General features: G+C 63.9%; 8 protein-coding genes. 1 reads left to right on the top strand and 7 read right to left on the bottom strand.

Annotated features, from left to right (window positions below; all coding sequences use genetic code 11):
• Positions 1 to 140: 140 nt before the first annotated feature.
• The 6 genes from ptsP to thrS all read right to left on the bottom strand — a co-directional run bounded on the left by ptsP (position 141) and on the right by thrS (position 6419).
• Positions 141 to 1850, bottom strand: a complete 1710-nt coding sequence (gene ptsP / locus RT697_RS08245) for a phosphoenolpyruvate--protein phosphotransferase (protein WP_313698153.1) — start codon at positions 1848 to 1850, stop codon at positions 141 to 143.
• A gap of 97 nt (positions 1851 to 1947) precedes the next feature.
• A complete protein-coding gene (locus RT697_RS08240; protein WP_006387993.1) occupies positions 1948 to 2217 on the bottom strand; it encodes an HPr family phosphocarrier protein in 270 nt (89 codons plus the stop codon).
• A gap of 108 nt (positions 2218 to 2325) precedes the next feature.
• A complete protein-coding gene (locus tag RT697_RS08235) occupies positions 2326 to 2727 on the bottom strand; it encodes a PTS sugar transporter subunit IIA (protein ID WP_056569684.1) in 402 nt (133 codons plus the stop codon).
• Positions 2728 to 2742: 15 nt separating this feature from the next.
• On the bottom strand, positions 2743 to 3729 hold the full coding sequence (gene gshB / locus RT697_RS08230) for a glutathione synthase (RefSeq protein WP_313698043.1): 987 nt from the start codon (positions 3727 to 3729) through the stop codon (positions 2743 to 2745).
• 165 nt (positions 3730 to 3894) lie between these two features.
• Positions 3895 to 4446 (bottom strand): translation initiation factor IF-3, encoded by a 552-nt coding sequence (gene infC, locus RT697_RS08225; protein WP_076812461.1) that lies wholly within the window; start codon positions 4444 to 4446, stop codon positions 3895 to 3897.
• Between the two features lie 20 nt (positions 4447 to 4466).
• Positions 4467 to 6419 (bottom strand): threonine--tRNA ligase, encoded by a 1953-nt coding sequence (thrS, locus tag RT697_RS08220; RefSeq protein ID WP_313698042.1) that lies wholly within the window; start codon positions 6417 to 6419, stop codon positions 4467 to 4469.
• A gap of 562 nt (positions 6420 to 6981) precedes the next feature.
• On the opposite strand from thrS, the gene RT697_RS08215 reads away from it, so the two are divergent.
• Complete coding sequence (locus RT697_RS08215) at positions 6982 to 7695, top strand: response regulator (RefSeq protein WP_409517412.1); 714 nt, start codon at positions 6982 to 6984, stop codon at positions 7693 to 7695.
• A 29-nt stretch (positions 7696 to 7724) separates the two neighbouring features.
• On the opposite strand, the gene hemN is transcribed toward RT697_RS08215, so the two are convergent.
• Entirely contained in the window at positions 7725 to 9155 is a 1431-nt protein-coding gene (hemN, locus tag RT697_RS08210) for an oxygen-independent coproporphyrinogen III oxidase (protein WP_313698039.1), read from the bottom strand.

Below are 9155 nucleotides of genomic sequence, written 5' to 3'. Positions count from 1 at the left end.
GTCAGACACCTGGTTCCTGCCTGCTTGGGACGGTGTCAGACACCTGGTTCCTGCCTGCTTGGGACGGTGTCAGACACCTGGTTCCTGCCCGCTTGGGACGGTGTCAGACACCTGGTTCAATCAATGCCGCGAGGCGGCGATCAGGCCGGGCCGAGGGCGTCCAGGTCGACGGGCAAGGCGCGGTTCAGCGCCGACGCCACCTTGATGCGAAGCGCGTTGGAGTGCGCCCGGCGCACCTCGCGCTTGACGTCCAGCAGTTGCTGCGGATGCATCGAAAACTCGGTCAGGCCCAGCCCGAGCAAGAGGCGAGTCATGCGCGAATCACCTGCCATTTCGCCGCAGACGGCCACCGGCTTGCCCGCCCGTTCGCCGGCATTGATGGTGTTGGCGACCAGGCGCAGCACCGCCGGATGCAGCGGATCGTAAAGCGAAGCCACGTCGTGGTCGCCACGATCGATGGCAAGCGTGTACTGGATGAGGTCGTTGGTGCCGATGGACAGGAAGTCCAGCGCCTGGGCAAAGGGTTCGATCGCGATGGCGATGGCGGGGACTTCGACCATCGCGCCCACTTCCATGTGCGGCGCATAGGCCTGGCCGCGGGCGTCGAGTTCGCGCCGGGCGGCCTCGATGGCGGCCTTGGTCGCGACGACCTCATGCATGTGCGCGATCATCGGGATCAAGAGGCGCACCGGCCCGTGAGCGGACGCCCTGAGGATGGCCCGCAACTGAGTCGCGAACATCTCGGGACGCGCCAGGCAATAGCGGATGGCGCGTTGCCCCAGGGCGGGATTGGTGGCCACGGTGGCCTCGCCGTCCAGCGTCTTGTCCGAGCCGATGTCCAGCGTGCGGATCGTGACCGGGCGGCCGGCCATCACCTTGACGACCGAGGCATAGGCCTCGTACTGCTCTTCTTCGCCGGGCAGGTCCGGCCGGCCCATGAAGAGAAATTCGCTGCGGAACAGTCCGATGCCGTGCGCGCCGGACGCCAGCGCCAGCGCGGCCTCGTCCGGCAGTTCGATATTGGCGTGCAGCACGATGTCGATGCCATCCAGGGTGACGGACGGTTCGTCGCGCAGGAGGCTGAGCTCGGCACGCTCGTCGGCGTACGCGGCCTGGCGGCGGCGGTATTCCTGGAGGATGCGGTCGGATGGGTTGACCACCACGGCGCCGACCGAGCCGTCGATGATCAGCATGTCGCCATCGCGGACCAGTTCGCGCACGTTGCCCATTGCCACCACTGCAGGCACGCCCATGCTGCGCGCCACGATCGCGGTGTGCGAGGTGGGCCCACCCAGGTCGGTGACAAACGCGGCGAAACGTCCGCCGCGCAGGCGCAGCATGTCGGCGGGAGAGATATCGTGCGCCACCACGACCAGGGCGTCATCGCCGCCCATGTGGGACATGTCGGGCAGGATCGCCGACGTGCCGGCCAGCACGTGCAGAACGCGCTCGATCACCTGACGCACGTCCGCCCCGCGCTCGCGCAGGTATTCGTCTTCCATGGCGTCGAACTGCTGGCCCAGGATCTGGCCTTGCGTCGTCAGCGCCCATTCGGCGTTGTAATGGCGTTCGGCGATCAGGGCGAGCGTCTGCTCGGCCAGAAGCGGATCACCCAGAAGCAGGCTGTGCACGTTGAGCATCGCGCCCAGCTCGCGCGGCGCATCGGCCGGCAGCGTGTCGGCCAGCTGCAGCAGTTCCTGCTGCGCCGACGCCAGAGCCTCGGTCAGGCGGGCGCTTTCGGCGGGCACGTCTTCCGGCGAGATCCGGTAGTGCGCCACTTCAAGCGCCGCGGCCCCCATGACGACGGCGCGGCCGATGGCGTAGCCCTTGGCGACGCCCTTGCCGTACAGACACACAACGGGGCTGGCAGAAGCAGCCCCGTTGGACGCGCCGGGCGCGGCTACGGGCGAACCGGCCCGAGCCGGGCCGGTCGATTCAGAAGAGAGTCTATTCCTGCTCACCGAATTTGCTGTCGAACAGAGTTTCGATTTCGGAAAGCGCTTGCTCGGCATCGCTGCCGGAGGCTTCCAGCTTGACGGTGACGCCCAGCCCGGCCGCCAGCATCATGACGCCCATGATGCTCTTGGCATTCACGCGCTGTGCGCCGCGCGAAATGAAGATCTCGCTGGAAAACTTGCTGGCAAGCTGCGTCAGCTTGGCCGCGGCCCGCGCGTGCAATCCCAGTTTGTTGCTGATGACAATGTCAGTATTAGGCATAGGAAAGGTAGTGACCGCAGGCTATGCCGCGGTGTTGATCGCAGCCAATCGTCGTACCGATCGTCGGCTTGAAATAATAGCCGACATAATAGGGCAATTTTCCGCCCGTCAGTCTACCCGCAAGACCCCCTGCACCCCGCCCGCGAGCGCCTTTTCGCGGGTTTCGGCCAACGGCAGGTTGCGGTAGGTCAACGCGCGCAGCAGCATCGGCGTGTTGAGTCCCGCGAGCACACAGCACTGGATGCCCTGGGCCTGCGCGTCGGCGACCGCGCGCTTGGAGATGTTGGCGGGCGTGGCGCCGATCAGGTCGGTCAGCACCAGAACGCCCGCGCCGTGGTCCTGCTCGAGGATGTCTTTCAGGACATCCGGCGCCAGGTCGTCCGGCAGGTCTTCCGGCAGGATGTCATGGATTGCCAGCATGCCGTCCAGATCGCCCATGACGTGGCTCGCGCACTCGCGCATTGCCGCGCCCAGAGGCGCGTGCACGACGATCACAATACCCGTGGTCATGTCGGTTCCGAAAAATCAGGCAGCAGCAGAGGCGGAGCCGGCAGCCTTGGCCGCCACGGCTTTTTCCAGCGCCTGCACGAACATGCCGGCCACGTCAAAGCCGGTCTGTTCGGCAATTTCAACGAAACAGGTGGGGCTGGTGACGTTGACTTCGGTGACGAAGTCGCCAATGACGTCCAGGCCGACCAGCAGCAGGCCGCGGGCGGCCAGCTTGGGCGCCACGGCTTCCGCGATTTCACGATCCCGGGGAGACAGTTCCTGGGCGACGCCGCGGCCGCCGGCGGCCAGGTTGCCGCGCGTTTCGCCGGCCAGGGGGATGCGGGCCAGGGAGTACGGCACGGGTTCGCCGCCGATCAGCAGGATGCGCTTGTCGCCCTTGACGATGTCAGGGATGAAGCGCTGCGCCATGATGGTGCGCGCGCCGTTGTCGGTCAGCGTTTCCAGGATGGCGTTTAGGTTGGGGTCCTTGGGCTGCAGGCGGAACACGCCGGTGCCGCCCATGCCGTCCAGCGGCTTGACGATGACGTCCTGATGCTTGTCGTGAAATGCCTTGAGGCGCGCCATGTTGCGAGTGACCAGCGTGGGCGCGGTGAACTCGCTGATTTCGGTGATCGCCAGCTTTTCCGGATGGTTCCGGATGGCCGCGCCGCCGTTGAACACGCAGGCGCCTTGGGCCTCGGCGTACTCGAGCAGGTGCGTGGAATACACGTATTCCATGTCGAACGGCGGGTCCTTGCGCATCACGACCGCGCCAAAATCCGCCAGCGCCAGCTCCAGCGAGGCTGATTCGCGCCACCAGTCGTGGCCGTGCAGGTCGGCATCGGCGACCAGCTCGATCGGGGTGGTTTGCGCCTTGACGACGCCCGCCTCGATGTAGAGATCGCCCTGCATGGCCACGCTGAGCGTGTGCCCGCGCGCCACGAGGGCACGCATCATGGCGACCGAACTATCCTTGTACGCCTTGAGCAGCGGCAAGGGATCCAAAACGAACAAAACGTGCATCGCGACACCCTGAACGGACGCCGCCTCCCCTGGTGGGAAGGCGGCTATGCTTTGTGACATCGTAGCGTAGAGCCGGCCAATAAGCGAACCCGCCGGTCACGAGACGGACACGGCGGGTTGCAGGAATGGAAGGCTCGGCCTTGCCTAAACGGGTACGGCCGGCGCTCAGGCTGCCGATTCGGGCTTGCCTGCAGGCACAGCCTTTTTCTTCGGCGCCAGCACCATGACCATCTGACGGCCTTCGAGCTTGGGCATGGCTTCGACCTGAGCAAGCTCCAGGAGGTCGTCGCGCACGCGCTCAAGGACGCGCATGCCAAGTTCCTGGTGAGCCATTTCGCGGCCACGGAAACGCAACGTCACCTTGGCCTTGTCGCCTTCCTCGAGGAAGCGGCGCAGATTGCGCAGCTTGACCTGATAGTCGCCCTCGTCGGTCGCCGGACGGAATTTGACTTCCTTGACCTGGATGACCTTCTGCTTGGAACGGGCCTCGGCTTGGCGCTTTTGCTCTTGGTACTTGAACTTGCCGTAGTCCATCAAACGGCAGACCGGCGGCTCGGCGTTCGGCGCGATTTCCACCAGATCCACGTCGTTTTGCTCGGAAAGACGGAACGCGTCGGCAATCTTGACGATGCCCAGCTGTTCTCCGTCCAGACCTATCAGGCGCACCTCGGGGACGCGGATTTCACCGTTGATGCGATTGGCTTTTTCAGTGGCGATGTTGAAAGCTCCTAGAAATGTTAAGCAGCGCTGCTATCGGGTTGAGTAACGTCGCGACGGGTCGCAACGTCTTCGGACAACCGGGAGACAAAGTCGGCGAACGGGATGGCGCCAAGGTCCAGGCCGCCCAGTCCACGTACGGCAACAGTGCCGTTTTGCTTTTCCTTGTCGCCGACGACAAGAATGTACGGCACCTTTTGCAGGCTGTGTTCCCGAATTTTACGAGTGATTTTTTCACCGCGCAAATCGGACTCTACTCTAAAGCCTTGTTTTTTCAGGCTTTGCGTAATTTCGGCTGCGTAATCGGCCGAAGGTTCGGAAATGCAGCATACAACTGCTTGCACCGGCGCCAGCCAGGGCGGCATTGCGCCGGCGTGGTTTTCGATCAACATGCCGATGAAGCGCTCGAGCGAACCGAGGATCGCGCGGTGCAGCATGACGGGCGGACGGCGCTGGTCGTTCTGGTCCACGTATTCGGCGCCCAGGCGCACGGGCATGGAGAAATCGACCTGGATCGTGCCGCACTGCCAGTGGCGGCCGATGGCGTCCTTGAGCGTGTATTCGACCTTCGGGCCGTAGAAGGCGCCCTCGCCCGGCGAGATTTCGAATTCGCAACCCGTGCGGCGCAGGCTTTCCATCAGGGCGGCTTCGGCCGTGTCCCAGACTTCGTCCGTGCCGATGCGCTTTTCAGGGCGCGTGGCGACCTTGTACAGGACTTCGGTAAAGCCGAAGTCGCGGTAGACCTTTTGCAGCAGTGCCGTGAAATCGGCGCATTCGTCCTGAAGCTGGTCTTCGGTACAGAAAATGTGGCCATCGTCCTGCGTGAAGCCGCGCACGCGCATCATGCCGTGCAGCGAGCCCGAGGGTTCGTTGCGGTGGCATTGGCCGAATTCGCCGTAGCGCAGGGGCAGTTCGCGGTAGGAATGCAGGCCGGCGTTGAAGATCTGCACGTGGCCCGGGCAGTTCATGGGCTTCAGGCCATAGACGCGGTTCTCGGACTCGGTCGTGAACATGTTTTCACGGTAGTTGTCCCAGTGGCCGGTCTTTTTCCAGAGCGAAATGTCCAGGATCTGCGGCGCCTTGACTTCCTGGTAGCCGTTGTCGCGGTACACGCCGCGCATGTATTGCTCCACCTGCTGCCACAGGGCCCAGCCCTTGGGGTGCCAGAAGATCAGGCCCGGCGCCTCGTCCTGGAAGTGGAACAGGTCGAGTTCGCGGCCGATCTTGCGGTGGTCGCGGCGCTCGGCCTCTTCGAGCATGTGCAGGTAGGCTTCCTGTTCTTCTTTGGTCGCCCAGGCGGTGCCGTAGATGCGCTGGAGCATCTCGTTCTTGCTGTCGCCGCGCCAGTAGGCGCCGGCCACCTTCATCAGCTTGAAGACCTTGAGCTTGCCCGTGGACGGCACGTGCGGGCCGCGGCACAGGTCGATGAAGTCGCCTTCGCGGTACAGGCTGAGCGTCTCGTTGGACGGGATCGAGGCGATGATTTCCGCCTTGTACTTTTCGCCGATGCCCTTGAAGAATTCGACGGCGTCGTCGCGCGACCATTCTTCGCGCGTGACGACTTCGTCCTTCTTGGCGAGTTCCGCCATCTTCTTTTCAATGGCGGCCAGGTCTTCCGGCGTGAAGGGGCGCTTGTACGAGAAGTCGTAGTAGAAGCCGTTGTCGATCACGGGGCCGATGGTGACCTGGGCATCCGGGAAGAGCTCTTTGACGGCGTAGGCCAGCAAGTGAGCAGTCGAGTGGCGGATCAGATCCAGGCCGTCCGCGTCCTTGGCCGTCACGATGGCCAGACGGGCGTCGTCTGCGATGCGGAAACTGGTGTCGACGAGCTTGGATTCCGAGCCGTCGAACGTCACGCGGCCGCCCAGGGCAGCCTTCGCCAGGCCCGTACCGATCGATTGCGCCACTTCGGCGACCGTTACCGGTCCCGGAAATTGGCGCTGCGAACCATCGGGCAATGTGATCTGTACCATCGGGAGTGCTTCCTGGGGTTCTTGGAACTGAAAAACGAAAACAGAAACGAAAAACGCGGCCTGGTAGCCGCGTTCATTTGATTGTCTTGATGAGTCCTACCGCTGACCTGACACGGTGAAACCCGACGCACGAAAAAACTAACGCGACATGGGGCGAAAGTTCCGGGTCGTAGTTCGTGCGGGCGGGAAAAACATGTCTGGGCCTGTTGGTGCGCGCAATGCGAGGCGCGGATCAAGGTGCAGCAAAACAAATGCAGCCGAGATAGCTGCATGGAACGTTGCCGATTGTAGCACCGTTTACGCGCCGCCCGTGGCGAAAACGCCACGGAGGATTGCAGTGAGCCTCCAGGGGGCACAGCGAGATGTTTAGCACCGGCGGATCGGTCTGATTTTGGCCCGTTTGGCGACCCAAACGCGCGCCGAACACGTAATCTGCCGACGACTTTCAGGGCCGCGCGCGGAAACGCGCCAGTGACCGCCGCCTCGTGGCTGCGCGGATCGCCCTGGACCCCAATCCGATCGTGGAGCAACGATGAATCGCGTTTCAGAGACTGCAAGCCAGATGTCCGGCGGCTCGCTTCACGGCCCGCTTATTGCGCCGGCGGACGGCTTTGAAGCCCGCAAGCACATGTTGCTGTCGCGCCCGCCGCCGGTCATCCGGGTCGCGGTCCTGGACGACCATCCCGTGGTCGCGCTGGGCATCGGCGCGTTTCTGGAAACCCGCCCGGGGTTTCATGTGGTGCACCGCGAAACCTCGGCGCGCGCGCTGCTGGAGAAGCTGGCCAAGCAGCCGTGCGATGTCGCGCTGATCGACTTCTATCTGCCGTTGGAACCTTTCGATGGCGTCAATTACCTGCGGCGGGTGCGCCGCTACCACCCCAACATGGCGGTCATCACCTTTTCGGCCGGCAATCGTCAAGAGACCGAGTACGCCGCCTTTCGGGCCGGCGCCGCCGGCTACCTGGCAAAACAATGGGGCCTGGTCCTGCTGCCGGACATGATCCGCGGCGTGGTCGAGGCCAATACGCCGTTCCTGACGGTCGAGGACGGACAGATCCGCAGCATGGAGCCGACGGCGCCGCACGCGCTGCTGACGACGTCGGAAGTGGAAGTCCTGCGTCACATCCGGCAGGGCCTGTCGGTGACGCAGATTGCCCGCAGGCTGGTGCGCAGCAAGAAGACGGTCAGCACGCACAAGCGCCGCGCGATGCGCAAGCTGGGACTGTCTGATGATCTGTCGCTGGCGCTGTATTTGCGCGACAAGTTTGCCGAATGAAAAGCGCGGCCGGTTGGCCGCGCGAGAGATCAGATGATGCGGGAGTATGTGGCGGTCGGAATGGCCGATCGCAGGTACTTGTCGAAGGCCATGGCCACGGCGCGCACGAAGTACCAGCCAAGGCCGGTGACTCGCAGTTCGCCCAGATGCAGATTCACCAGGCCCAATTCCGCCAGGCTGGCCACCTGCGAGAGCTCGCGGCTGAAGTAGTCGCCGAACCGCAGGCCGTGCTTGGCCTCGATGCGGGCGAAGTCCACGCGGCCTTGGCACATGATGTCCATGATGACTTCGCGGCGAACCAGATCGTCGGGGCTGAGGGCCAAACCGCGTTCGACGGCGAACTTGCCGGATTCGATGGCGGCGTAGTATTCGTCGAGGATCTTGGCGTTCTGGCTGTAGGTGTCGCCGATGCGTCCAATGGCCGACACGCCCAGGGCGATCAGGTCGCGGTCCGGCTGCGTGCTGTAGCCCTGGAAATTGCGGTGGAGCTCGCCGCGTTGCTTGGCAATGGCCAGTGCGTCGGTGTTCAACGCGAAATGGTCCATGCCGATATACGTGTAGCCCTGCTTCAGGAAACCCTGGATGGCGGAGCTGAGCAGGCCGACGCGCGTGGCGCGGTCCGGCAGGTCGGATTCTTGAATGCGGCGCTGCGGCTTGAAGCGTTCGGGCAGATGCGCGTAAGCGTAGAGCGCAATGCGGTCGGGGCGCAGCGAGATGACCTGCTCGATGGTGCGAGCGAAGGATTCGGTGGTTTGAAGCGGCAGGCCATAGATGAGGTCGACGTTGACCGACGCGTAGCCCAAGTCACGTGCGCTGTGCATCAGCGCGGCAACGTCTTCGTACGACTGGACCCGGTGCACCGCGACCTGTACGCGTTCGTCGAAATCCTGCACGCCGAAGCTCAGGCGGTTGAAACCCAGTTGCTGCAGAAAGGCCAGGCGCTCGGGAGTGGCAGTGCGAGGGTCGACTTCAACGGAGATTTCGGCGTCGGGTTCGAAGCGGAAGGCGCTGTGCAGATCGCCCATCAGCCGGGCCAGTTCCTCGTTGGACAGGAACGTGGGGGTTCCGCCCCCGAAATGCAGTTGCGACACCGGCACACCTGGGCCAAGTTCCTGCACATGCAGCGCGATTTCGCTGGATAGCGCATCCAGGTAGCGGGCGGCGCGGTCGTGGTGGCGGGTCACCACCTTATTACAGGCGCAGTAATAACAGACCGATTCGCAGAAGGGAATGTGCACGTAGAGCGACAGCGGCTCGGCCGGGCTGGTTGCGCGCCGCTGCTGCAGGGCGAGGCGGTAGTCTTGCTCGCCGAAGCTGCCGTGATAGCGGTCTGCCGTGGGATACGAGGTGTATCGCGGCCCGTTCTTGTCCAACCGGGCCAACAGTTGGGGAGGAAAAAACGGCTCGGCGGTGGCGGGCGCCGGCGATTCCGAAGATTGAGGGCGTAGAGCGGCTTGCAT

The organism is Achromobacter sp. (genome assembly GCF_032113835.1).
Taxonomy (GTDB): domain Bacteria; phylum Pseudomonadota; class Gammaproteobacteria; order Burkholderiales; family Burkholderiaceae_B; genus Achromobacter.
Note: the sequence above shows the minus strand (reverse complement) of the source record. Positions and strands in the feature narration are given on the sequence as shown.

Bases quoted from the DNA above. Each gene is read 5' to 3' on its own strand.
- RT697_RS08240 (WP_006387993.1), bottom strand. From the start codon at position 2,217: ATGCCTAATACTGACATTGTCATCAGCAACAAACTGGGATTGCACGCG.
- RT697_RS08235 (WP_056569684.1), bottom strand. From the start codon at position 2,727: ATGACCACGGGTATTGTGATCGTCGTGCACGCGCCTCTGGGCGCGGCA.
- gshB (WP_313698043.1), bottom strand. From the start codon at position 3,729: ATGCACGTTTTGTTCGTTTTGGATCCCTTGCCGCTGCTCAAGGCGTAC.
- thrS (WP_313698042.1), bottom strand. From the start codon at position 6,419: ATGGTACAGATCACATTGCCCGATGGTTCGCAGCGCCAATTTCCGGGA.
- RT697_RS08215 (WP_409517412.1), top strand. From the start codon at position 6,982: ATGTCCGGCGGCTCGCTTCACGGCCCGCTTATTGCGCCGGCGGACGGC.
- hemN (WP_313698039.1), bottom strand. From the start codon at position 9,155: ATGCAAGCCGCTCTACGCCCTCAATCTTCGGAATCGCCGGCGCCCGCC.